The organism is Pelotomaculum isophthalicicum JI (genome assembly GCF_029478095.1).
GTDB classification, from domain to species: domain Bacteria; phylum Bacillota; class Desulfotomaculia; order Desulfotomaculales; family Pelotomaculaceae; genus Pelotomaculum_D; species Pelotomaculum_D isophthalicicum.
In genome coordinates this window covers 24,168-47,247 of record NZ_JAKOAV010000027.1, presented here as the reverse complement: position 1 = coordinate 47,247, position 23,080 = coordinate 24,168, and the positions used below count along the sequence as shown (strand labels likewise).

Below are 23,080 nucleotides of genomic sequence, written 5' to 3'. Positions count from 1 at the left end.
TCATTCCCATAATGCTTGAATCTAGTCAAGTGTAAGTGTTAAAAACCGCCCCCAAAAAAGTATATGGTTTTTTATAGGATGATTTTCATCTTGTAAGCTCTATAAACAATTTCGTGCGTCAGCTCTGACTTTTTTCCAATTCCCTTGACAATTCGTTATAGTAGTGCTATTTTTTATTTAGAGGTTTTTAGCACTCAATAGCATAGAGTGCTAACAAGAAGGGGGTCCGGCAAAATAATGGACGACCGAAAGCAAAAGGTACTGCTAGCTATCGTTCACGACTACATTGCCACCGCTGAACCAGTCGGCTCCCGGACCATCGCAAAAAAATACAAGCTGGGGGTAAGCCCTGCTACAATACGTAATGAGATGTCAGACCTGGAGGAGCAGGGATATATCGAACAGCCTTACACCTCGGCGGGCCGTATCCCGTCCGAGCGCGGCTACCGTTATTATGTCGACTTTTTGATGAGAAAGCAGGAGTTATCCAGGGAAGAAGAAGAGTTAATCCGGCGGGAATATAGGGCAAAGGTCAGAGATGTCGGGCAGGTGATTCATAGAACCGGCCTGCTTCTCTCCCAGTTAACTCATTATACCGCGATGGTTCTGACTCCGCGAATTGGCATCAGCATTCTAAAACATGTCCAAATTGTATATATGCATCAATCCCAGGCTATGGTAATCGCCGTTATGGATAACGGCGCTGTTCAGCACAGGATGATCGAGATACCGGAGAGCATTACAGCTTTGGACATGGAAACGATATCCAGGGTGCTGAACGCTAAACTCCAAGGCCTTACCATGAAGAGTATTAAGTTAAACCTGATAAAGGAGATCTATTCCGAACTTGCCCGGCATAAACATATTCTGGATTTGGTCATGGAATTGATCCAGGATAGTCTGACGCTTGAAGTCGAGGATAAAATTTACCTCGGCGGGGTATTTAATATGTTAAATCAACCTGAATTCCACAACGTGGAAAAGATTAAGACGATGCTGAGTATCATGGAACAGGAAAAACTCCTTTGCGATATTCTGGAAGGCAGGGTCGAGGATGAGGGTGTGACTGTGCGGATCGGCGGTGAGATCGACCAGTGGGATATGAAAGAATGCAGTATGATCACTGCTCCTTATACTGTGCGTGGCCGCAAAATGGGTTCGCTCGGAGTGCTGGGACCCACCAGAATGGAGTATGCCAAAGTGGTAAGTGTGGTTGATTATATGACAAAATACCTTTCTCAGACGCTGGAGCGGATGATCCGCGGCAAGAGAAAGTGAGGGGGAACCGTTTTTGAGCTTGAAGAAGGAAGCAATTTCCGGTTCTGAAGTGGATGAAAAATTAGCGGCCCTGATGACCAACTCTAATGCTATCCGGGCTATCGCTTCAGCGGTGGAAGGCACCCTGGGGCCCAAGGGGCTGGACACCATGCTGGTTGATAAATTTGGGGATGTGGTAATTACAAACGACGGTGTGACGATCCTGACTATGATGGAAGCCAATCACCCCGCTGCGAGAATGCTGATTAACATAGCAAAGGCGCAGCAGGAGGAGATCGGGGATGGCACCACTACGGCCACGGTGATGGCCGGGGCGCTGGTCAGCGCCGGCTTTGAGCAGGTTGCCAAAGGTGTGCCTGTGGCGCGGGTAATTGAAGGCCTGCGTGTCGGCTTGAAAAGAGCTCTTGAAGCTATGAGTGAGCAAGCCCGCCCGGTCGTCGGACTGGGGGACCCGGCGGTCCGGCAGGTGGCGCTGATAGCCGGACGAGACCATGGGGATATAGCTGATCTGGTGGTGCGTGCGGCAGTGTTGATTGGTGAAGATAAATTTAAGGATCCTACGTTTAAATTTTCCGATACGATTGTTGCCGAAGAAGGGGCGGAGAATCAAGTTTTTATGGGCGTTATCATCAACAAGGAGCGGATGAACCGCCAGATGCCCAAAGAACTGGATCGGGTGAAAGTGTTGGTGATTGACGACGCCCTTGAGCCGGAGGAAATTGATGACGAGGCTTTAGGAACCGAAGCGGGATTTAGCCGCTACCTGCAACTCCAGACCGAGTTCAAAGAGAACATTGATAAAATAGCTGGTTTGGGAGTAGGTTTGGTTCTGGCTGACCGTGGAGTGGACGACGCGGCTGAGGAGATTCTCGCGGACAGCGGCATAATGGTTGTCCAGCGGGTGGCCAACAAGGAACTGCGCAAGGCGTCGGAACTTACGGGCGCGAGAATGATCAAACGTACCGGCCTGAAAAAGGCTGTGGATGAGCTTGAAAAATATCTGGGCTATGCTGATAAGGTCTCCAGCGATGAAAAGCTTGAACAGGTATGGGTGATGGGCGGTAAGGGAAAGCCCATGGCAACCGTGCTGGTGGGCGCGGCCACATCAGAGGTGGTCGGCGAAAGGGAACGTATCGCCAAAGACGCTGCTTCATCCGTACAGTCCGCCATCAAGGGCGGTGTGGTTCCCGGTGGAGGGTCCATGGAACTGGCGGTGGCACGCGAGGTGGAAAAAGTTAGGGAAGGAATCAGGGGAATGGCCGCATACGGAGTGGATTGTGTGGTTGACGCCTTGAAGCGGCCCATGGCGCAAATTGTGGCCAACGCCGGCTTTAATCCTTTGGAAAAGCTGGGCGATGTTATTGCCGCCCAGGTGGAAACGGGCAAGCATTCCCTGGCGGTTGACTGCGACAGCGGCCAAGTTGCCGATATGTACGAACTAGGTGTTGTTGATCCGGCCAATGTGAAAATTCATGCCTTGAAAGCGGCGGGTGAAGTGGCCGAGGCCATTCTAAGAATAGATACAATTATAAAAAAACGGGAAGAAAAGGATATGCACAATAAAGATATTGTTAGTCAATAATTATGCAGGAGTCAGGAGTCAGTAGCCAGTAGTCAGAATGATATGTCAGGAGCCGGAAAGAGAGAATGTTTATTATCTTAAAACATTCTGAATTCTGACTACTGAATTCTGAATACCTGAAAAATATTTTTTTGCGAGGTGAGGACAGGGTGAGTCATGAGGAAGGATATAAAGAGAACCTTGAAGTAAAAATAGAACAACCGGAAGCGGAACCAGTTGCAGAGAAGCAAAACGGAACAGACGCCGGCCTGGTATCAGAGGATACGGGCACTATTGAAGGAAAGAACGCAGAAGAGGAATTAACGTCTTTACAGTCTCAACTGGAAGAGCAAAAAGCGCGCGCCGATGATTATTACAACCGTTTGGCCAGGGTACAGGCCGACTATGAAAATTACAGGCGGAGAACCCGCCAGGAGAAAGAAGAATTCTTTAAATATGCCTCCGAGCAGTTGATCGTGGCGTTGCTGCCGGTGTTGGACAATTTCGGCAGGGCTTTGGCCGCTGAAAGTCAATCCATTGAGAATTTCAAGCCCGGAGTGGAGATGATCTACCGGCAGCTTCAGGATGTCCTCCAAGCAGAAGGACTGGCACCCGTTCCGGCGGTCGGCGAGCAGTTTGATCCGGTTAAGCACGAGGCAGTGATGCAGGAGGAATCCGATGAACATCCCGACAATACGGTGATTGAAGAATTCCAGCGTGGTTATTACTTAAAAGAGAAGGTAATCCGGCCGGCCATGGTCAAGGTTGCCAAATCATCTTGAAATTTAGCTTGAATCTTAAATAATAAAGATAATATAATCAGGAGGTTAATTGATATGTCGAGGATAATAGGTATTGACCTGGGTACCACCAACTCCTGTGTGGCTGTCATGGAAGGTGGGGAAGCGGTGGTAATACCCAACGCCGAAGGGGCCAGAACAACTCCTTCCGTGGTGGGATTTTCGAAAACCGGTGAAAGACTGGTAGGCCAGGTGGCCAAACGCCAGGCTGTCAGCAACCCGGAGCGAACTGTTAGTTCAATAAAACGGCACATGGGCACCGACTACAAAGTAAAGATTGACGGTAAAAACTATACTCCACAAGAAATTTCGGCGATGATCCTGCAAAAAATGAAATCAGACGCCGAAGCTTACCTGGGGAGTAAAGTTGATAAGGCTGTCATCACTGTGCCGGCTTATTTCAGTGACTCCCAACGCCAGGCTACCAAGGACGCCGGCAAAATCGCCGGCCTGGAAGTTCTGAGGATTATCAACGAACCTACAGCCGCCGCGCTCGCCTATGGTTTGGATAAAGGGGAAGAACAAACCGTGTTGGTATTTGACCTGGGTGGCGGCACTTTTGACGTATCCATTCTGGAACTTGGCGACGGCGTGTTTGAGGTTAAGGCGACCAGCGGCAACAACCGCCTGGGCGGCGATGATTTTGACGAGCGGATAATTGGTTTCCTGGCAGACGAGTTTAAGAGAGAAACAGGGATAGACCTGCGCAACGACAAGATGGCCATGCAGCGTCTGAATGAAGCCGCTGAAAAGGCTAAAATTGAGCTGTCCGGTGTTGCCACCACAAATATCAACCTGCCTTTCATCACGGCCGACGCCGGTGGGCCCAAACACCTGGATGTAAATTTAACCAGGGCTAAATTTGAAGAACTGACTGCCGATTTGATTGAAAAGACGATGAGCCCCACCCGCCAGGCCATGTCCGACGCCGGGTTGCAGCCAAAGGACATCGACAAAGTGCTATTGGTGGGCGGTTCGACAAGAATACCCGCGGTGCAGGATGCCATACGCAAGTATTTGGGCAAGGAGCCGCATAAAGGGATTAACCCGGACGAATGTGTCTCGTTAGGCGCCGCTATTCAGGGAGGAGTTCTGGGTGGAGAGGTCAAGGATGTGCTGCTGCTGGACGTAACGCCGCTATCTCTCGGTATCGAGACTTTAGGCGGGGTGTTTACCAGGCTGATCGAGCGCAATACAACCATACCCACCGCTAAGAGCCAGATCTTTTCCACTGCCGCGGACGGCCAGACTTCAGTGGAGATACATGTGCTCCAGGGCGAGCGCCAGATGGCGGGAGACAACAAGACGCTGGGCCGTTTCACGCTCACCGGTATTCCGCCCGCGCCCAGGGGTGTGCCGCAAATTGAGGTTAAATTTGATATCGATGTCAACGGCATTGTTAATGTGTCCGCCAAGGATATGGGGACAGGCAAAGAACAGAGTATGACCATTACCGCTTCCACTAACCTGAATGATAAAGAAATCGATCAAATGGTTAAGAATGCTGAAAAATTCGCCGCGGAAGACGCCAAACGCAAAGAAGAAGTAGAGACACGCAACCAGGCCGACAGTATGGTTTACCAGGCTGAAAAAACAATTAAGGACTTTAAGGACAAAGCCGACGCGTCTGCCGTTGAAAAATTGCAGAAGGCCACAGATGAGTTAAAAGAAGCCATAAAGGGCGGCAGCGTGGAATCGATTAAAGCTAAACTGGAGGCAATCACCAGCCCGCTATATGAACTTACCGCTTCGATGTACCAACAAACCGGCCAGGGACAGGCAAACGCCGGAAACGCCGGCGCCGGCTACGCCGGTGGCGCGGGCCAGGGCGATAAGGATAATGTGGTGGACGCGGATTTTGAGGTAAAGGAAGATAAATAGTAACTGAGCAGAATTCAGGAGACAGAATTCAGAAGTCAGAATAAGAGAGTAGTTTATCTGCTTTAAATATTCTGACTACTGACTACTGAATTCTGAGTACCTGATAAATTAATAGCAAATCTGTTTTTTATATTATAAAATAAGTAGAAGAAACCTTTTCAAGGGGAATTTCGATTCCCCTTTCCTTTGTTTTAGTATATTAAGGTGGTGGATAGATGGCTAAGCGCGACTACTATGAAGTACTTGGCGTGTCCAAAGATGCGACCACTGATGAGATAAAAAAAGCTTACCGTAAACTTGCGCGCCAGTACCACCCGGACGCAAATCCGGGTGACCAGAACGCTGAGGCCAAGTTTAAAGAAATCAACGAGGCTTATGTCGTTTTGTGTGATCCGGAAAAAAGGTCAAATTATGATCATTTTGGCCATGCTGATACCAACGGGCAAGGTTTTGGCGGCTTTGGCGGGGGTTTTGGAGATTTCGGCGGTTTTGGCGACATCTTTGATATGTTTTTTGGTGGCGGCGGGCGCAGGCGCACAGGTCCGGAAAAAGGTTCCGACATCCGGACGGATATGGAGATTAGCCTAAAAGAAGCCGCTTTCGGTCTAGAACGCGAGATAAAGGTTCCGCGCGTGGAAACCTGCGGCACTTGCGGGGGAAGCAGGGCGGCTGCGGGCAGCAAGCCCCAGACCTGCCCGACCTGCGGCGGCACCGGCCAGATGCAATATTCTCAAAGTACTCCCTTCGGGCGTGTGGTCCAGTCACGCACTTGCGACCGCTGTGGCGGCGCCGGCAAGATCATAGACAAACCCTGCCCTACTTGCCGCGGCACCGGCCAGGTGCGCAAGACGCGCAATATCAAGATCAACGTACCACCCGGAGTGGACAGCGGTTCCCGCCTCCGCCTCGCGGGTGAGGGCGAAGCCGGTCTGCGCGGCGGTCCGCCTGGTGATCTTTATGTATATATTCATGTCAAGCCGCACCGTATTTTTAAGCGGGAAGGCGATGACTTGATTTTGGAAATACCTGTTTCGTTTGCCCAGGCAGCTTTAGGTGATGAATTGGATGTCCCTACACTGGACGGCAAAGCCAGGTTAAAAATTCCCGAAGGCACTCAAACCGGCACTGTTTTTCGTATGAAAGGAAAAGGCATCCCCCATATCAACGGGTACGGCCAGGGTGATCAACATGTGCGGGTTAAAGTGATCACTCCCATTAAGCTCAATGATAAGCAGAAGGATTTGTTAAAAGAATTCAACCGTATCGATAGCGAACGTCACCATGCTTCAGGTGATAAAAGTTTTTTTGAAAAAATGAAAGACGCTTTTATGGGTTAAAATAACAAGGGAGATAAATGTGTGGATTGGCTGGAAATTACTGTTTATACTTCCCCCGGCACGGTGGAAGCGGTAGCCGAATTGTTTGAAGAGATGGAAACCGGCGGGGTAATTATTGAAGATCCGGCTGTTATTCTCAGGTATGCCGCGGAAACACACCCTGATGAGTGGGGTGTTCCCGGGAAAGTGTCTGAGCACGATTGGCCGCTGGTCAAGTCATATTTTCCGGTGAATCAGGGTTTGAACCGCAGACTAAGTAATTTTCACCGAGCGCTTGAGCTGCTGGCGTTTAATCCAGTCCCGCGGGTAAGCACTCGCAGGATTGCAGACGAAGACTGGGCAAATGCCTGGCGCGCTTACTACAAGCCGGTCCGTGCCGGTCAACGGCTGGTGGTCAAACCTTCCTGGGTGGAATGGAGCGGTAAAGAAGGCGACTTGGTCATTGAAATGGATCCAGGCATGGCGTTTGGCTGCGGCACACACACCACTACTTTGTTATGTCTGCGTTTATTGGAGATGCATGTCCATAGCGGCGCCACGGTTTACGACGTGGGCACCGGTTCAGGTATTCTGGCGGTGGCAGCCGCCAAGCTGGGCGCCGGCCGGGTGACGGCCACGGATCTGGATGAAACAGCCTGTCAGGTGGCTTTGGAAAACGTTGCAAGGAATCAGGCAGCCAGAATAGTACGGGTCGTTCAAGGCAACCTGCTGGATCTGGTAAAAGGGCAGGCCGACTTGATCGTGTCAAATATTATCGCCGATGTGATCATAAATTTAATCCCGGACGCGTCAAGGGCGCTGGTTCCGGGCGGCATATTTATCGCTTCGGGGATTATCCGTGACCGTGCCGAAGAAGTACGCGCCGCCATGGAGGCGTACGGATTGGCTGTGCGCGACCAGCTGTGTGAAGGCCATTGGGTGGCCTTTGTGGGAGAAAAATATTAGGATGAACTTGCCCCATTTTTTCGTGTCGCCAAATCAAATAAGTGAAGGCATGGTTTGCCTGAGCGGAACCGATGCCGTTCACGTCGCCAGGGTGCTGCGTCTAGGTGTTGGTGAAAGAATTGTTTTGTCGGACGGGAAGGGTAAATCGTATTTGGCGGTATTGGAACGGGTTGACAAAAAAGATGTTTCTTGTAAGATTGAAAAGGAGTTTGCTGCAGCACCCCCAGACTTGCCGAAGGTTACCTTGGTACAGGGTATCCCCAAAGGTGACAAGATGGATTTTATCGTTCAGAAAGGCACTGAGTTGGGGTTAAATGGGTTAATTCCCCTGTTGAGCGAGCGGGTTGTGGTTAAACTGGAAGGGGACAAACAGCTTAAACGGTGGGAGCGCTGGCGGAGAATAGCCCTTGAAGCGGCTAAACAATGCCGGCGCCCGGATATTCCGGAAATCAGCAGGCCCGAAAGTTGGGAACAGGTGCTGAGCGCATTGCCGGCGGAAGCTGCGGCATTGATTCCGTGGGAAGAAGAAAAATCGGATTCGTTAAAGGGTTTTCTGCGGCACGAGAAGCCGCCGGTGGAAATATACGTTTTTATCGGCCCGGAAGGAGGTTTCTCTTCCGGGGAAGTAGAATGCGCGCGGCTGCATGGTGTCCGCCCGGTTACCATAGGGCCGCGAATCTTGCGCACTGAAACTGCGGGATTGGCGGTATTGACAATGATTCTCTACCAGTGGGGCGATCTTGGGGGATGATTAAATGAAGGGTAAGCGGGTGGCCATATCCACCTTGGGCTGTAAGGTCAACCAGTACGAGTCAGCCGTGCTGGCGGGGATTTTCCGTGATCGGGGCTACCATCTGGTGGAATTTGAAGAGGAAGCTGATATTTACATAATCAATACTTGTACAGTAACACATCAGGGTGACCGCAAATCCAGGCAATTGATCCGCCGTGCCGCCAGGACCAATCCCGGCGCGTTGATTGCTGTCACCGGTTGTTACGCCCAGGTTTCCCCGGAGAAGGTCTTGGCGATACCTGGTGTGGATCTGGTGGTAGGCACTAAGGACAGGACAAAATTGGTGGAACTGGTGGAAACCGCGGAGAAGGGTCTTATGCCTGTAAATGCGGTCAGCAATTTGGCAGACGATTGTGAATTTGAAGAAATGCCGGCGCTGCCTCTACAGGAAAGGACCCGCGCTTTTTTGAAGATTCAGGACGGCTGTAATAATTATTGTACATATTGTATTGTTCCGTATGCCAGGGGAGGGCTGCGCAGCCGGCGCCCGGAAAAAATATTAGAGATTGCCAGTGCATTAGTGGCCGCGGGATATAAGGAAATCGTTCTTACAGGTATTCACACCGGCTCTTACGGTCAGGATCTGCCGGGCGACGTTACCTTAGCCGGACTTTTAAACAAGCTGGCAGGAATACAGGGTTTGTCGAGAGTACGCCTGAGTTCAATCGAACCAAATGATATTACCCTGGAGTTGGTGGAAATCCTGGCCGGTTCACCTGTTTTTTGCCGGCACTTGCACGTTCCGCTGCAAAGCGGCGACGATCTGGTGCTGCAAAAAATGGGCAGGCGCTACACGGCTTGGGAATATACCCGCTTGGTCGGTGTTTTGCGGGAAAACATTCCCGGCTTGGGTTTGACCACTGATGTGATGGTCGGCTTCCCGGGAGAGACAGATGAATGTTTCGACAATACCTACCGGTTATTAAAGAAAACTTCGTTTAGCAGACTGCATGTTTTTAAATATTCGCCTCGCCCGGGCACGCCTGCGGCCGGTTTCACCGGTCAGGTTGAACCGGCGGTTAAAGAAGCGCGCAGCCGCAAGCTGATCGAACTGGGTGGCACGCTGGCGGCCGGTTTTGCCGCGTCATTGCTGGGACAAGTGCTGGAAGTGCTGGTTGAACGGCAGTATCAGGAAGAAACCGGGTTGTATGAAGGTCTCACGGATAATTATGTGCGAATGATCTTTTCGGGGTGTGAGCAACTAATCGGGTCGATAGTGAAAGTAATGGCTGAAGAAGTTCGGGGAACCGCGATAAAAGGCAGGATTGTTTGAATGTTAAGCAGGATTTATTTTCTTGATGTTGAATAATAATATTGTTGTTGTGTGTCTTTTTGATGATTTCTCGGCAGGGAGGAGGTGGTAAAGTGCAGGACTGCATTTTTTGTAAAATTATTAATAAGGAAATACCTGCGGAAGTTGTGTATGAAGACGGCTATGTCATGGCATTTAAGGATCTCAAGCCGGAGGCGCCTGTCCACCTGCTGTTGATTCCCAAAAAGCACATTCCCACCTTCTTTGACTTAGAAGAAGAAGACGCTGAGATAATGGGCCGGATTCAAATCGCCGCTGGCCGCGTTATCCGTGAATTAGGTCTTGCCGACCGTGGCTTCAGGCTGATCAGCAACTGCGGCCGTGATGCGGAACAAATTGTGATGCATATCCACTATCACCTCCTGGCAGGAAGACCGCTCAAATGGCCTCCAGGTTAGAACGGTATCTAAAATTACCGTATGGAAGCGCCTAAATCACTGGTTGACTGCTAACATGCCCTGCTGTATAATGAGTAAGTGTTTTTGCATATAGTAAGATGTTAACATATAGATAGAATTTTGGCTCCATGGTTATGGCGGAGGGAGGGAGAGCATAGTGGCTGAAGTAAAAGTTGGTAAAAATGAAACACTTGACAGCGCCCTCCGGCGCTTCAAAAGGTCATGTCAGAAAGCCGGTGTATTGGCCGAAGCAAGAAAACATGAACATTATGAAAAACCTAGCGTTAAAAGGAAAAAGAAATCTGAAGCGGCTAGAAAACGGAGATTTCATTAATAAATATACTGATAACAAGACGCCTGGCTATTGCCGGGCGTTTAATATTTCAGTAGTCAGGAAGAAGCAGGGGGAAGAAGCAGGGGGACGTTCTTTTGGGGGAGCAGGGGGACGTTCTTTTGGGGGAGCAGGGGGGGGAGCAGGGGGACGTTCTTTTTGCTTCCCTCTCAAGAGGGAAGCAAAAAGAACGTCCCCCTGCTTCTCTAAAAAGAAAAGCTTTGCGTCTTAAGATTTCTGAATTCTGAATACTGGTGTTCGATTGGTTTGTTTTCCAATTAATAGTAATCTATTCCCCTCTAGATGCATAAAATTTTGCAGGAGGGGATTTTTTATGGCCTGGCGTGATTTTAAGAAGAAACTTAAGAGGCAGTTCTCAGAGTTTCTTGAATTACCCGGTGATGTGATGCTGGATCTGCCTAAAATTGTTCTAATCGGCAATGTTCAACTGCAAATTGAAAACCATCATGGGATTATAGAATATACCGCGAATACTGTTCGGGTAGCTGTCGGTGAGGGTGAGGTGGCAATTAAAGGGGACAATTTGACACTCCGTAATTTGCTGCCGGACGAGTTGCATATTGAAGGGATAATCCGGTCATTAAGCTTCGATTAACGGAGGTGAGGACGATGTTTTTTAAACTGGTGTCATACTTCATTGGTTATGTTACAATAATAGTCACCGGTAAGGCTCCGGAAAAGTTTATCAACATGGCTGCGAGCAGGGGTATATACCTTTGGGATATTTCCAGAACAGGGGATAATGCTTTTTTTCTCAAGGTGCGGCTTCAAGCCATAAAACCTCTGCGACATATTGCCAGACGAACCGGTTGCCGCTACAGTATTAAGTCTAGAAGAGGACTTCCTTTCAGTATTGTCAAAGTACGGCGCAGAAAGGCGCTGGCGCTGGGTTTTATTTTCTTTCTGGGAACACTTTATTTTCTTTCTTCTTTTGTGTGGTTTATAGAAGTCAAGGGCAACGAACGGCTAACTACTGCGGAAGTGCTTTACGCCGCCGCTGATTCCGGTTTGTCCCGGGGAGTGCCGAAGTGGAAAATAAAGCCTGAGCAGATGGAAGCCCGGATTCTGGAAAGGCTTCCGCTTGTAACGTGGACAGGCGTATATATCAACGGCACGAGAGTGACGATTGAGGTCGCTGAACGAGTTGTGCCGGAGGAGGAGGATCGCAGGCCTTCTCACATTGTGGCTTCGAAAGCCGGCTTGATCAAAGAAGTGTTGGTTTTAAACGGAAACCCGCTGATTAAGGAGGGAGATACGGTTGCGCCAGGCCAGGTGCTTATTTCCGGTGAAATTCCACCCTTATTAGAAGAACCTGCCAATCAGGGAGAGGATAAAAAGCCGATGGAGCCGCCTAAAGTGCTCAGGCCGGCTTATTATGTCCATGCCAGGGGTATTGTCCGCGCCAGAGTCTGGTATGAGGCTTATGGTGAAGCGCGGATTATTGAGAGCGGTTACCGTTTGACCGGGAGATCTGAAAAGCGCGTCAGTTTAAAATATAATTCAAAAGAGATAATTCTATTGAATAATGAGGATATCCCTTTTGAACACTACGAGATAGAGACTTCTGTTAAAAAGCTTCCCCAATGGAGGAATCTTGACCTGCCCGTCGAACTAGTAACAGTAAAATATCTGGAGTTGGTCGGCTACTGTGATGAGCGCAGCCGGGAGGATACCTGCAAAGCTGCTGGAGAAGCGGCCTTGGATACTGTAATGAAGCAACTGCCCAGGGATGCTATTGTTCAAGGAAAGTGGCTGAAGGATGTCAGTGCCAATTATGATGAAAATGTTGTGCGGGTAAAGGCAGTTTTGGAAACTATTGAGGATATCGGCAAGGAAAAACTCTTTAAACCTTAAAGGAGGCCGGGTATTGACAGAAAAATTTGAAGCCAGGGTTGAACTGGATGATATTGGCGCCGCTGCCGAAATATTTGGAAAGCACGACGAACATCTGGTACAGGTTGAAAGGACTTTGGGCGTTCAAGTTGTGGCCCGGGGCCATGCTCTGGCAATAACCGGAGAGCAGGAGAAGGTAGAGCAAGCAAAGGAGATATTGACCCAGCTGAATAATTTTTATCAAGCGGGGAATCACATAACCGCCCAGGAGGTAGGTTACGCGATTAAATCGGCGCAAGGCGGCTTGAAAAACGCTCTGGAAAGTATAGCCAGAGAAGTGGCCATGATTTCCGCCAGAGGCAAACAGATAAAACCAAAAACAATCGGTCAGCAAAAATATGTTGAAGCCATAAAAAATAACGATATAGTTTTTGCCGTAGGCCCGGCCGGAACGGGCAAAACCTATCTGGCGGTGGTGATGGCGATCAAAGCGTTGCGCGGCAAACAAGTCGGGCGCCTTGTTTTGACCCGTCCGGCAGTAGAAGCCGGTGAGAAATTGGGGTTCTTGCCCGGTGATCTGCAAGATAAAGTTGACCCGTATCTAAGGCCGTTTTACGATAGCCTCTATGATATATTGGGAGTGGAAAATACTCAAAAATATCTTGAACGCCACATTATTGAAATTGCTCCCCTGGCTTACATGCGGGGCAGGACACTGGAGGATTCGTTTATTATCCTGGACGAGGCGCAGAACACCACTCCGGAACAGATGAAGATGTTTTTGACCCGTCTTGGCTTTGGCTCTAAGGCGGTAATAACCGGGGACATTACCCAGATTGACCTGCCGAAAGGTCAGGTTTCCGGCCTGGTTAACGCTGTTAAAGTTCTAAAGGAGATAAAAGGATTGGGCATCCATGTCCTCACTGGCGATGACATTGTACGGCACCCTCTGGTTGAAGAGATTATCAGGGCATATGAAAGAGAGCAATAGGGCGGTAACCGAAGAGGGGTGAAATCGTGCTTACTATTAGCGCGGTAAAAAGTAAAGTCACAGCCGTTCTGTCCCTGTTGGCCAAGCAACGTAAGGTGCGACGGGGCGGCGCGGCGATTTTGTTTTTATTTCTGACTACTGCGATCGTATCATCCGGCTTTATTAATGACAAATCCAACACGATCGTGGGGCAGGTGTCTCCAACAACTGTAAAGGCTGAAAAAAGCATCGTCTTTGAAGATAAAAACAAGACTGCTATGGAGCGCCGCCAGGCTGCCGAAAAAGCCGATAAGGTGTATACGGTAGACCCTAAAGTAAGTATCGCAGTCCAGAAAGATATTTCCGATCTGGCTAAAAAGCTGTCTGACGTGCAAAGCGATACTGGGCTGGACGTTGCCGGAAAAGTGGCCATGCTCCGTTCCATTCTTCCTTTTGCTATGCAAGATGCTGAGCTTAGCGATCTGGCGCATGGCACCGCCAAGGACACTATGCTGGTTGAATCCGAAGTAAACAACCTGGTGGCTGAGGCGATGGATGGAGACGGAATTACTCAGGACGGGCTGGAAGAAAATAAGAAATCCATCAACAATATGATTGCCGGGCTGCGCCTTTCCAAAGTATATGAACAATTTGCCAAGGGTGCTGTTGATTACTACATTCGACCCAACGGTTTTATCAACTATGATCTAACCAGGCAAAAGCAGGAAGAAGCTATGGCCTCCGTATCCCCGGTCATGGTTTCAATCAAGGAAGGGGAAAAAATTATCGGAGAAGGGGAAATACTAACAGAGGAACACCTTGCCAAGCTGCAGGCGCTGGGTCTAAACCGCCCCAAGTTGCATATGACTTCAGTCATCGGCGTACTGCTGCTGGTAGTGCTGCTCACGGTGGTTGTTCTCGTTTATCTTTATCAACAGAACAGGGAGATTTATGAGCATCCCGGACACTTGTATTTGCTTGGTATAATTGTCCTTTTGGTCCTGGGCGTCGGCAAAGCTATTATTGCCATTAATGTTAGCCGGTGGCCGGAGTTCAGCGCTCAGTTCGGTTATATGGTCCCTCTGGCCACGGCAGGGATGTTGATTGCCATACTGCTGGATTCCCGGCTGGCTGTGCTGGTGGTGGCAGTCTTAAGCCTGATGCTTGGAACAATGACGGACAATCAGCTCCGTTTTGGTTTTGTAGGTATAATCGGCGGGATCACGGGAGTATACAGTGTATCGAAATTGAGCCAGCGGGGAGACCTCGTCCGGGCCGGGATTTATACCAGCATTGCTAATGTGGTGTCTATATTGACGGTTGGTTTGGCCAACAATATCCAATTCGGCCTTTTGATTTCATCTGGCATAGCCCTCGGGGTTGCCAACGGCATTCTGTCGTCCGTATTAACTAATGGCGCTTTGCCTTTTTTAGAAAGTACATTCCGTCTTACCTCGCCGGTCAAACTTTTGGAATTCTCGCATCCTAACAACATGTTGTTAAAGAGGTTGTTAACCGAAGCGCCCGGTACTTATCACCACAGTATCATTGTGGGAAACTTGGCGGAGGCGGCCGCCGACGCGGTGGGCAGCGACTCGCTGATGGTGCGTGTAGGCGCTTATTACCATGATATCGGCAAACTCAAAAGACCATACTTTTTTATTGAAAACCAAATGGATTGTGAAAATCCGCATGATAAAATCGGACCCTCGTTAAGTACCTTGATTCTCACCTCCCACGTGAAAGACGGTGTGGAGCTGGCCAGGGAGAGTAAACTGCCTCAGGGGATTATTGATATTATTGAGCAGCATCATGGAAACAGTCTGGTTAGTTATTTCTATCATAAGGCTCTGGAGAATGACCGCACTGAAAGTGTTACCGAAGAAGAGTTCCGTTACGAAGGGCCTAAGCCGCAAACCAGAGAAGCCGCCATCGTGATGCTGGCAGACTCAGTGGAAGCGGCGGTTCGCTCGCTGCAGAACCGCACCCCGGCACGCGTCGAGGGTCTGGTGAGAAAATTCGTCAAGGATAAGCTGAATGACGGGCAGCTTGACGAGTGTGACTTGACTTTTAAAGATCTCGATATTATAGCGGCCTCATTTGTCCGCGTGCTATCGGGAATCTTTCACTCCCGGGTGGAATACCCGGATCTTTCACAGGAAATTGAAAGGAGAAAGAAGCGTGTCAGTATTCGTAAGCAACCTGCAGGAAGAGGTGGCGCTGGATAGTACTCTAACCGATTTTTTAATCACGGTTATTGAGGAGGTTGTCAGGGGTGAAGGATTCGGCGACGAAGCCGAGATAAGCATCGTCTTTGTTAACGACAGCTATATAAATGATTTAAATTTACAGTACCGCGAGATAGACAGTCCCACAGATGTTCTGTCTTTTTCCATGCTTGAAGGGGAGTCTCTCCAAAGGGAGGGAGAGGATGAAGTGCTGCTGGGCGACGTGGTAATTTCCCTGCAGACCGCCTGGCGGCAAGCGGAAGAATATGGACACAGCTTCCGGCGTGAAGTCGCTTACCTGGCGATACACGGTGTGTTGCACCTGCTTGGATATGACCATCTGAGAGAAGAAGACAGGCGGATTATGCGAAAAAAAGAGGAGGAAATACTCCAGAATTTGAATATCGCCGGATAATTTTGCTCTCCGCAGGCAATGGGTTGATTTATGATTGAAATAAAGATGGTGGTGACGGTGGATGTGCGAAATTTTTTAACAAGTTTTTTTTACGCCGCCGCGGGGATATGGCATACGTTGCTTACCCAGCGCAATATGCGGGTCCACTTTGCTGCCGCGCTGCTGGTGCTTGGACTGGCTGTATATCTGGAAGTAGAGGCCCATGACCTGCTTTTTTTGATATTCTCAATTACACTGGTGATCATGGCGGAAATGTTTAACACTGCGGTTGAAGCGGTTGTCAACCTTTACACGCAAACTTATCACCCTCTTGCCCGCGTTGCTAAAGATGTGGCGGCCGGCGCGGTGCTGGTTGCCGCCTTGAATTCAATCGCGGTGGCGTATTTAGTGATCTATCCCCGCCTGTCGGGAAAGTAACTACGGAAAGAGATGTTATTGTATGGATTTTCCGGTTGAAAAGCTGATTAACGCCGCCAGTGCGGCCCGGGAGAGAGCATATGCCCCTTATTCGCTTTTCAAGGTAGGCGCCGCCATACTGACTGTGGAAGGCCGTTATTATACCGGTTGCAATATCGAGAACGCGTCTTACGGCTTGTCTTGCTGCGCGGAACGGGTGGCTCTGTTCAAGGCCGTTTCCAACGGAGAGCGGCATTTTGAGGCCATCGCCATTACAGCCGGAACCGATCAATTCTGCGCGCCGTGCGGCGCTTGCCGCCAGGTGCTGACGGAGTTCAACCCGGCTATGAAAGTTTTTATGGCGAACAGCAAGGGTGAGTTCCGGATGCAAACCGCCGCTGAGCTTTTGCCCGCGGCCTTTGCCTTAATGAACCTTGCCGCGGAATGCGCCGGGCATGAGCAGGCGGCCGGCGGAAAAACCGGCGTGAATATATTTGAGCCGGTTATCCGGTAAACGTAATGGGATGTGGCTTTTGTGGAGGAATCTTTTGTGGAGGAATTAAGTGAGCAGTATTTTTGAGGTTCTTATGCTGGTCTGTTTCGGAGCGGCCTGGCCGGCATCTATTTACAAGTCTTACGTATCAAGACAAACAGCCGGAAAAAGTATTCTTTTTCTGTGGATTGTTTTTGCCGGTTATTTTTTTGGCGTCATTCATAAGTTAGTCTTTAGCTATGATCTTGTTATTTACCTGTATATTCTGAACGGTGTAATGGTTATGGCGGATATAATATTGTACTACCGCAATAAGGTGAACCATAGTCCGGAAAAAGATTAAAGGTGGTTGTTTTGGAAAAAGAAATTGACAGTTTCAAGTCAGGGTTCGCGGCACTGGTAGGCAGGACCAATGTAGGGAAATCAACTTTATTGAACAGAATGATCGGACGGAAAATAGCTATTATGTCCGAAAAGGTCCAGACGACGAGGAATAGGATACTTTGCGTACTGACCGGGAAAGAATACCAAATTATTTTTCTTGATACTCCGGGCATTCACAAGCCTAAGCATAAGTTGGGCGAGCGCCTGGTGCAGGTTGCTCTGAATACTTTGAATGAGGTCGACATTGTTCTTTTTCTGGTAGAGGCGAACCAGCGGCCCGGTCCCGGCGACAATTACCTGATCCGGCAATTTGCGGATTTATCAACTCCGGTGGCGCTGGTGATTAATAAGATTGACCTGGTTAAGCGGGAAGAATTGCTGCCTCTGATCGAAAGTTATTCCCGGTTATACAGTTTTTCTGAAATTATCCCTGTGTCGGCATTATCCGGGGAAAACACCGGACACTTGCTTGAAGTGACAATAAGCTACCTGCCGGCCGGTCCCAAGTATTACCCCGACGACATGGTTACCGACAGGCCTGAGGAATTCATCCTGGCTGAACTGATCAGAGAAAAGGTTTTAAGCCATACGGAACAGGAAGTGCCTCACTCGGTAGCCGTTGTAATAGAAGAAATTCAAGAGCGGCCCAATAATGTCATGGCGATCCGGGCGGTGATTTACGCGGAGAGAGAGACGCAGAAAGGAATTCTGATCGGCAAAGGAGGCCAGATGCTGAAAAAAATCGGCAGCCAGGCCCGCGCGGATATGGAAAAGCTGTTAGGTTCAAAAATATATCTCGAAATCCGGGTAAAGACGAAGCCGGACTGGCGAAACAAAGAAGCGCAGCTGAAAAACCTGGGGTACTATGAAACATAGGAGTCAGAAGTCAGTAGTCAGAATGAAGAATGGCTTATCATTTTGGAATGTTATAATTTTGACCCCTGAATTCTCAATACTAGATACTATAAGCCATAAGTATAAGGCTTAACGTCTTTAATATTCTGACTTCTGAATTCTGAATTCTGAATACTTGAATTTGGGGTCTTACTGATGAAACTTTACAAGATTGAAGCCGTTGTCCTGCGAGCCAGGGATTCCGGCAACGCGGATAAACTATTGATTTTGTATTCCAGAGAACAGGGTAAAATAAAAGTAATGGCGCACGGCGTTTCCAAACCGGCAAGCCGTAAACGCGGCGCCACACAGCTTTTCTCACACTCCAGATTTTTGATGAACCGGGGTCGCGAGCTTGATTCGGTTAGTCAGGCTGAAGTTATCGAAATGTTTTCATTTCTTAGGGACGACTTGGAAAAAATAGTTTACGCCAGCTATATTGCTGAATTGGTGGATGCCATTACCCCGGAAGGGGAAGCCAACACGCTGCTTTTCGAACTTCTTCTTACCACCATGAACTTGATGGCCGCGGGGGATGCCGAACTATTGACGCGGTCTTTTGAGATTCGGGTAGTATCTTTACTGGGATACCGCCCTTTGTTGGAGCAGTGCGCCAACTGTCAGGGACCTGTGGCGGGGCGTCCGGCATTTAGCCCGGCGATAGGCGGGGTGCTTTGTGAGACTTGCAGGCCGGCGGATCCGGCCGCACTAGCTGTTAACAGGGGCGTGTTGGAGACTCTCAAGTTGCTCTTAAGCTGGCACCCGGCTAAATTGAACCGGCTTAAGATAGAGAATTCAGCCAGGAGCCAGATCAGGAGTTTGCTCCACGCGTATATACGGTATCACCTGGAGCGGGATTTAAAATCAACCGCTTTTTTTGACCGGTTTCGTCAGAGTCAGGCCGGAACAAAACAAGCTCATGTATAAAATTTATCGCCACGGGAGTAAATAAAGAATAACAAGGAGGGTCTAAAATGAGTGAGCTTGAAAAGATTGATATTATAAGAACCAGGCTGGGTGTAAGTTATAAAGAGGCCAAAGCCGCCCTGGACGCGGCGGACGGCGACGTCATTAAGGCGCTGATTAACCTTGAGGAGAAAGAACACGCGGCGGGCGGGCGCTTCCATGGGAAGGGAAGCGATGTTCTGGGGCAAATCAAAGGGTTGTTTGATAAAAAACGGGGTTACCGGATCAAAATTAAGCAGGGTGATCGAACAGTGACTGAAATTCCGGCTTCTCTGGGAGCGTTGGGATTATTGGGCGCCATGGCCAGCAGTGAAATAGCCGTTCTGGGGGTGCTGGCCTCGGTAGCGGGGATGGCTAATAAGTATTCACTGGAAATAGAGCGTGCCGAAGACTCCGACGGAGATAATGTAAAATGTGACGCCGGGGAAAACGATATTTAGCGGCGGGCATTGACTTTGACCCGAAAATTTGATAAATTGTAACAAAAATATGAGTAGATAAAAGAGTCAATGGCGTCCGGTCCGGCTGGAAGCGCGTAAACTGACTCCCGTCTCTGGTGAAATACCGGGGGCCGGGGGTTTTACTTTTGTTAAATATTGATCTGAGGAGGCAGGAGATGAACTTCCAGGAGTTAATCATCACCCTGGACCATTACTGGTCCAATCAGAACTGTATTATTTTGCAACCCTACGATGTGGAAAAAGGAGCGGGCACCATGAACCCGGCCACTTTTTTAAGAGCGCTGGGGCCGGAACCGTGGCGGGTCGCTTACGTGGAACCTTCCCGCAGGCCGACGGACGGGCGCTACGGTGAAAACCCGAACCGCTTGCAACACTATTACCAGTATCAGGTGATCTTAAAACCGTCCCCCGACGATGTGCAAGAGTTGTATCTGGCCAGTCTCAAAGCTATCGGCATCGATCCGGACGAGCATGACATACGCTTTGTGGAAGACAACTGGGAGTCGCCAACCCTGGGCGCGTGGGGGCTGGGCTGGGAAGTATGGCTGGATGGGATGGAGATCACCCAGTTTACATATTTTCAGCAGTGCGGCGGGATCGACTGCCGCCCGGTCTGCGCGGAAATTACCTACGGCCTGGAGCGGCTGGCCACGTTTATCCAGGGAGTGGACAGCGTGTTTGATATCACCTGGGTAGGCGGGATCAGTTACCGGGATGTGCACCACCAGGGGGAAGTGGAACATTCCCATTACAACTTTGAGCTGGCCGACACGTCAATGTTGTTCAAGCTGTTTGATATGTATGAGCAAGAAGCTCTAAGAATAGTGGAAAAAGGTTTTGTGCTTCCAGCTTATGATCAAGTGCTGAAATGTTCCCATACATTTAATTTGCTGGATGCGCGCGGCGCGATCAGCGTGACCGAACGCACCGGTTTTGTCGCCCGGGTGAGAAATCTGGCCCGCGCCTGCGCCCAGGCTTACGTGGAACAGCGGGAAGCGATGGGCTATCCGCTGCTGAAAAAGGAGGGGGCGTGAGCACATGGCTGGCAATGCGAAGGATTTTTTATTGGAGATTGGGGTCGAGGAAATGCCCGCACGGTTTTTGGATCCCGCCCTGGCCGAGTTGAAAGAACTGGCGGAGGGGGCTCTTCAGGAGCATCGTTTGGGCTTCAAAGAAGTGAAAACTTACGGTACGCCGCGGCGGCTGGCCCTGTTCGTGGAAGGGCTGGCGGAAATCCAGGAGCCGCTTGAAAAAGAGATAAAAGGACCTGCCGCGAAAGCAGCCTTTCACCCGGACGGTTCTCCGACTAAGGCTGCGGCCGGCTTTGCGAAAAGCCAGGGAGTATCCGTTTCAGACCTGGTTAATAAAACTGTCGGAAAAGTTGAATATGTGTTTGCCGTCAAGCGGGAGGCCGGGCGGCAGGCTTTGGCGGTGCTGGCCGAGGTGGCGCCCGCATTGGTTGCCGGGCTTCATTTCCCCAAGCCGATGCGCTGGGGTGAACTGGAAATCCGTTTTGCCAGGCCAATCCGGTGGATCGTTTCGCTGCTTGGTGATGAGGTGGTGGAATTTGAATTCGCCGGATGTCAATCGGGGCGGACTACCGCCGGGCACCGTTTTTTATGCCGGGAACCGATAGAACTGGAAAACGCGGCTCAATATTTTGGAAAAATGCGCAATGCTTACGTGCTGGTTGATCAACTGGAGCGGAAGGAGGACATCCGGCGCCAGGTAAGGGAACTGGCCGCGTCGGCGGGAGGAACTATAGAGGAAGACGAGGAGCTGCTCAATGAGGTAAATAACCTGGTAGAATACCCGACCGCCTTAGCCGGGGAGTTTAGTGCGGAATATTTAAAGCTGCCCAAAGAGGTGCTTGTTACCTTGATGCGGGAACACCAGCGCTATTTTCCGGTCGCCGCGGCTGACGGCAGCCTGCTGCCCAAGTTTATCGCCGTGCGGAACGGGGGAGCGAATCATTTGGATATCGTCAGGGCTGGCAACGAGAAAGTTTTACGCGCCCGCCTGGCTGACGCGGACTTTTTCTTCCGGGAGGACTTGAGATCACCGCTGGTTGAAAAAGTGCCGGCTTTGGAGAAAATTGTATTCCAGGAAAGTCTGGGCAGTGTCTATGACAAGGTCGTCCGGATCAGCGCCAACGCTGAGTACCTGGCCGGCGCGCTGGGTGTAGGTGAGCAGGATGGCAAGCGCGTCTTGCGGGCAGCCTACCTGGCCAAGGCCGATTTGGTGACAAACATGGTTTACGAGTTTCCCGAGTTGCAGGGGATTATGGGCCGGGAATACGCCGAGCGCTCCGGGGAAGAGCAGGGCGTGGCAGCTGCCGTCTTTGAGCATTACCTGCCCCGCTTCGCGGGTGACGATTTGCCCCGCTCCATACCCGGCAAAATTTTAAGCATCGCGGACAAGATAGATAATATCGTGGGGTGCTTCGCCATAGGCATTCAGCCCAGCGGGTCGCAAGATCCGTATGCTTTGCGCCGTCAGGCGTTGGGCATCAGTCATATTCTTCTGGCGGGGGGGATAGACCTTTCGCTGAAACAATTAATCGCGAGCGCCTATCAGTGCTACGAGGGTAAAGTTCAGCTTAAGCTGAGCCTGGAGAAAGTGACCGAAGAGGTAACCGAATTCTTTGGACAGCGGCTTAGAGGCATCCTGGAGGAGCGGGGTTTCGCGTACGACACGGTCGAGGCGGTTCTTGCCTCCGGTTATGATAATTTCAGCGACGTGGCGCTCAGGGTGGAGGCTTTGACGGAGCTGCGTCCCGACCCGGCTTTCAACAATTTGCTGACGGCTTTCGTCCGTGCGAACAACCTGTCCAAAAAAGCCGGGACGGATCAAGTGGTCCGGTCACTTTTAGCGGATCCTGCAGAGATTGAGTTTTACAATCGCCTGTGCAGCGTGCGTGATCAGGCGGGAGAGTACCTTGCTTCCGGAGATTACCGTTCATTACTGGCGGCCATCGCCACCTTGCAGGAGCCGGTGGACAAGTTTTTTAACGCGGTGATGGTGATGGTGGATGACGAGCAAGTGCGCGAAAATCGCCTGGCTTTGCTTAAAAGTCTTGCGTCGCAAGTAAAGCAGGTGGCTGACTTAAGCAGGATAGTAGTGGAATCAAAATAATTCATAGGATAAATACTTGCAAAGCCAAGGAGTGCGACAGGAAGGTTCTCTAATGTCGCACTCTTTTTCTTATATGGTAAGGGGCAATACCAAAATTCCTCCCCTGCTGAAATAAACAAAACGCTAGCTGAACTAAGAAACAGCTTGAGAATGAAAAAGAAACAAAATTTAGCATTAAAAGTCTAGCGTAACGTTTGACTGTACGCTATGTTGGTTATATAGTAAGTATATTAAAGAAGATAAAAAAA

At 50.0% G+C, this 23,080-nt stretch carries 24 protein-coding genes; all 24 read left to right on the top strand.

Features of this window, described 5'->3' with window-relative positions; genetic code table 11:
* The first annotated feature begins 237 nt into the window (after window positions 1–237).
* Window positions 238–1,278 (top strand): heat-inducible transcriptional repressor HrcA, encoded by a 1,041-nt coding sequence (gene hrcA, locus L7E55_RS13200; RefSeq protein WP_277444748.1) that lies wholly within the window; start codon window positions 238–240, stop codon window positions 1,276–1,278.
* Between the two features lie 13 nt (window positions 1,279–1,291).
* Window positions 1,292–2,860 (top strand): TCP-1/cpn60 chaperonin family protein, encoded by a 1,569-nt coding sequence (locus L7E55_RS13195; RefSeq protein WP_277444747.1) that lies wholly within the window; start codon window positions 1,292–1,294, stop codon window positions 2,858–2,860.
* A 149-nt stretch (window positions 2,861–3,009) separates the two neighbouring features.
* Window positions 3,010–3,621 (top strand): nucleotide exchange factor GrpE, encoded by a 612-nt coding sequence (grpE, locus tag L7E55_RS13190; RefSeq protein ID WP_277444746.1) that lies wholly within the window; start codon window positions 3,010–3,012, stop codon window positions 3,619–3,621.
* A 54-nt stretch (window positions 3,622–3,675) separates the two neighbouring features.
* Entirely contained in the window at window positions 3,676–5,520 is a 1,845-nt protein-coding gene (gene dnaK / locus L7E55_RS13185; RefSeq protein ID WP_277444745.1) for a molecular chaperone DnaK, read from the top strand.
* Window positions 5,521–5,735: 215 nt separating this feature from the next.
* Entirely contained in the window at window positions 5,736–6,857 is a 1,122-nt protein-coding gene (gene dnaJ, locus L7E55_RS13180; protein ID WP_277444744.1) for a molecular chaperone DnaJ, read from the top strand.
* Window positions 6,858–6,878: 21 nt separating this feature from the next.
* Window positions 6,879–7,802, top strand: a complete 924-nt coding sequence (prmA, locus tag L7E55_RS13175; protein WP_277444743.1) for a 50S ribosomal protein L11 methyltransferase — start codon at window positions 6,879–6,881, stop codon at window positions 7,800–7,802.
* A gap of 1 nt (window position 7,803) precedes the next feature.
* Window positions 7,804–8,553, top strand: a complete 750-nt coding sequence (locus L7E55_RS13170; RefSeq protein WP_277444742.1) for a 16S rRNA (uracil(1498)-N(3))-methyltransferase — start codon at window positions 7,804–7,806, stop codon at window positions 8,551–8,553.
* Between the two features lie 4 nt (window positions 8,554–8,557).
* The gene (mtaB, locus tag L7E55_RS13165) at window positions 8,558–9,868 is read left to right on the top strand and encodes a tRNA (N(6)-L-threonylcarbamoyladenosine(37)-C(2))-methylthiotransferase MtaB (protein ID WP_277444741.1); all 1,311 of its coding nucleotides are present in this window, start codon (window positions 8,558–8,560) and stop codon (window positions 9,866–9,868) included.
* Window positions 9,869–9,960: 92 nt separating this feature from the next.
* On the top strand, window positions 9,961–10,305 hold the full coding sequence (locus L7E55_RS13160) for a histidine triad nucleotide-binding protein (protein ID WP_277444740.1): 345 nt from the start codon (window positions 9,961–9,963) through the stop codon (window positions 10,303–10,305).
* Window positions 10,306–10,462: 157 nt separating this feature from the next.
* Window positions 10,463–10,639 (top strand): 30S ribosomal protein S21, encoded by a 177-nt coding sequence (gene rpsU, locus L7E55_RS13155; RefSeq protein ID WP_240082283.1) that lies wholly within the window; start codon window positions 10,463–10,465, stop codon window positions 10,637–10,639.
* Between the two features lie 95 nt (window positions 10,640–10,734).
* Window positions 10,735–10,884, top strand: coding sequence for a hypothetical protein (locus L7E55_RS13150; protein ID WP_277444739.1), 150 nt, complete (start codon window positions 10,735–10,737; stop codon window positions 10,882–10,884).
* An 86-nt stretch (window positions 10,885–10,970) separates the two neighbouring features.
* Window positions 10,971–11,252, top strand: coding sequence for a sporulation protein YqfC (gene yqfC / locus L7E55_RS13145; RefSeq protein ID WP_277444738.1), 282 nt, complete (start codon window positions 10,971–10,973; stop codon window positions 11,250–11,252).
* Window positions 11,253–11,266: 14 nt separating this feature from the next.
* Complete coding sequence (yqfD, locus tag L7E55_RS13140) at window positions 11,267–12,511, top strand: sporulation protein YqfD (protein ID WP_277444737.1); 1,245 nt, start codon at window positions 11,267–11,269, stop codon at window positions 12,509–12,511.
* A 13-nt stretch (window positions 12,512–12,524) separates the two neighbouring features.
* Window positions 12,525–13,481, top strand: a complete 957-nt coding sequence (locus L7E55_RS13135) for a PhoH family protein (RefSeq protein ID WP_277444736.1) — start codon at window positions 12,525–12,527, stop codon at window positions 13,479–13,481.
* A gap of 26 nt (window positions 13,482–13,507) precedes the next feature.
* On the top strand, window positions 13,508–15,688 hold the full coding sequence (locus tag L7E55_RS13130; protein WP_277444734.1) for an HD family phosphohydrolase: 2,181 nt from the start codon (window positions 13,508–13,510) through the stop codon (window positions 15,686–15,688).
* A complete protein-coding gene (gene ybeY, locus L7E55_RS13125; protein ID WP_277444732.1) occupies window positions 15,642–16,103 on the top strand; it encodes an rRNA maturation RNase YbeY in 462 nt (153 codons plus the stop codon). The genes L7E55_RS13130 and ybeY overlap by 47 nt, the downstream gene beginning before the upstream one ends.
* 30 nt (window positions 16,104–16,133) lie before the next feature.
* Complete coding sequence (locus tag L7E55_RS13120; protein WP_277444730.1) at window positions 16,134–16,520, top strand: diacylglycerol kinase; 387 nt, start codon at window positions 16,134–16,136, stop codon at window positions 16,518–16,520.
* Between the two features lie 22 nt (window positions 16,521–16,542).
* Window positions 16,543–17,013, top strand: coding sequence for a cytidine deaminase (gene cdd / locus L7E55_RS13115; RefSeq protein WP_277444729.1), 471 nt, complete (start codon window positions 16,543–16,545; stop codon window positions 17,011–17,013).
* 73 nt (window positions 17,014–17,086) lie between these two features.
* Entirely contained in the window at window positions 17,087–17,335 is a 249-nt protein-coding gene (locus L7E55_RS13110; RefSeq protein WP_277444752.1) for a hypothetical protein, read from the top strand.
* 11 nt (window positions 17,336–17,346) lie between these two features.
* The gene (era, locus tag L7E55_RS13105) at window positions 17,347–18,252 is read left to right on the top strand and encodes a GTPase Era (RefSeq protein WP_277444728.1); all 906 of its coding nucleotides are present in this window, start codon (window positions 17,347–17,349) and stop codon (window positions 18,250–18,252) included.
* A gap of 174 nt (window positions 18,253–18,426) precedes the next feature.
* Window positions 18,427–19,197, top strand: a complete 771-nt coding sequence (gene recO, locus L7E55_RS13100; RefSeq protein WP_277444727.1) for a DNA repair protein RecO — start codon at window positions 18,427–18,429, stop codon at window positions 19,195–19,197.
* Between the two features lie 47 nt (window positions 19,198–19,244).
* The gene (locus L7E55_RS13095) at window positions 19,245–19,676 is read left to right on the top strand and encodes a DUF4342 domain-containing protein (RefSeq protein ID WP_277444726.1); all 432 of its coding nucleotides are present in this window, start codon (window positions 19,245–19,247) and stop codon (window positions 19,674–19,676) included.
* Window positions 19,677–19,852: 176 nt separating this feature from the next.
* A complete protein-coding gene (glyQ, locus tag L7E55_RS13090) occupies window positions 19,853–20,731 on the top strand; it encodes a glycine--tRNA ligase subunit alpha (protein ID WP_277444751.1) in 879 nt (292 codons plus the stop codon).
* Window positions 20,732–20,735: 4 nt separating this feature from the next.
* Window positions 20,736–22,832: a glycine--tRNA ligase subunit beta gene (gene glyS / locus L7E55_RS13085; RefSeq protein ID WP_240082296.1), complete on the top strand. Its 2,097-nt coding sequence runs from the start codon at window positions 20,736–20,738 to the stop codon at window positions 22,830–22,832.
* Window positions 22,833–23,080: the final 248 nt, after the last annotated feature.

Coding starts and splice junctions, on each gene's coding strand:
- glyS (WP_240082296.1), top strand. CDS start 20,736: ATGGCTGGCAATGCGAAGGATTTTTTATTGGAGATTGGGGTCGAGGAA.
- L7E55_RS13120 (WP_277444730.1), top strand. CDS start 16,134: ATGATTGAAATAAAGATGGTGGTGACGGTGGATGTGCGAAATTTTTTA.
- cdd (WP_277444729.1), top strand. CDS start 16,543: ATGGATTTTCCGGTTGAAAAGCTGATTAACGCCGCCAGTGCGGCCCGG.
- recO (WP_277444727.1), top strand. CDS start 18,427: ATGAAACTTTACAAGATTGAAGCCGTTGTCCTGCGAGCCAGGGATTCC.
- mtaB (WP_277444741.1), top strand. CDS start 8,558: ATGAAGGGTAAGCGGGTGGCCATATCCACCTTGGGCTGTAAGGTCAAC.
- L7E55_RS13095 (WP_277444726.1), top strand. CDS start 19,245: ATGAGTGAGCTTGAAAAGATTGATATTATAAGAACCAGGCTGGGTGTA.
- yqfD (WP_277444737.1), top strand. CDS start 11,267: ATGTTTTTTAAACTGGTGTCATACTTCATTGGTTATGTTACAATAATA.
- L7E55_RS13110 (WP_277444752.1), top strand. CDS start 17,087: ATGCTGGTCTGTTTCGGAGCGGCCTGGCCGGCATCTATTTACAAGTCT.
- dnaK (WP_277444745.1), top strand. CDS start 3,676: ATGTCGAGGATAATAGGTATTGACCTGGGTACCACCAACTCCTGTGTG.
- glyQ (WP_277444751.1), top strand. CDS start 19,853: ATGAACTTCCAGGAGTTAATCATCACCCTGGACCATTACTGGTCCAAT.
- L7E55_RS13170 (WP_277444742.1), top strand. CDS start 7,804: ATGAACTTGCCCCATTTTTTCGTGTCGCCAAATCAAATAAGTGAAGGC.
- yqfC (WP_277444738.1), top strand. CDS start 10,971: ATGGCCTGGCGTGATTTTAAGAAGAAACTTAAGAGGCAGTTCTCAGAG.
- dnaJ (WP_277444744.1), top strand. CDS start 5,736: ATGGCTAAGCGCGACTACTATGAAGTACTTGGCGTGTCCAAAGATGCG.
- hrcA (WP_277444748.1), top strand. CDS start 238: ATGGACGACCGAAAGCAAAAGGTACTGCTAGCTATCGTTCACGACTAC.